Source organism: Mesorhizobium sp. M8A.F.Ca.ET.021.01.1.1, assembly GCF_003998025.1.
Classification (GTDB): Bacteria; Pseudomonadota; Alphaproteobacteria; order Rhizobiales; family Rhizobiaceae; genus Mesorhizobium.
In genome coordinates, this window is sequence record NZ_RZSJ01001039.1 from 1 (window position 1) to 736 (window position 736).

At 63.7% G+C, this 736-nt stretch carries 1 protein-coding gene; it reads right to left on the reverse strand.

The features are described 5' to 3' along the window. On the reverse strand, nucleotides 1-736 hold a 736-nt coding region (locus EOA36_RS36440; RefSeq protein WP_127281315.1), incomplete at both ends, for a DUF459 domain-containing protein.

Genomic DNA, 736 nt, shown 5'->3' on the forward strand with positions numbered 1-736 from the left:
GGATCGCTGAGCAGCATGGGTTGGGTGCGATCGATGACGATGGGGGCGGCGGCCGAACCGGGCGCCTCGACCGGTGCGCCCGCCGGCGCCGCCGTCGGTGCCACGCTTCCCGGCGCGGCCAGTCCAAGGATCTTCACCAGCGACTTTTCGGTGTAGAAGGCGAGTTTGCGCTTGCCTGCCTTGGACACGTTGATGCCGTCATCGGCGCGCAGCCGCACGGGCTGGCCATTCATGTCGGGGCCGCTGGTAATGAAGGCCCCGTTCTCGTCGACGAAACCGTCCCAGACATCGACGAATTCGCCGCCGTGGCTTTCGGCCGCCTTGTGGTAGATGTCGTTGAAGGCCAGCATGTCCGAGGTCATCTTCGGCACCCGGAAGGCCGGCATGCCCACCCATAGGAAAGGCACCTTGGCGGTGGCGATTGCCTTGCCGAACTCATCGGTACGGTGTTCGTACTCCTTGGTCCAGTTTTCGGAACGAGGCTGCTCGCGTACGTCCCCGACCTTCATCTGCTGGCGGTCGTTAGACCCTAGCATGACGACCACCGCGGCGGGCTTTTCGGTTTCGATCAGCGATTTGATCTGTTCGGGCCAGTTGTAGAAATCATCGCGCACGAAGCCTGACGAGCCATTGCTGCGGTCAACGATCCTGACGCCGGTATTCTCGGCGAAGGCTTCGTCCAGACCCTCGGCCAGACCCGCCGCCATGAAGTCGCCGACCACAAGGACGGTGCGGG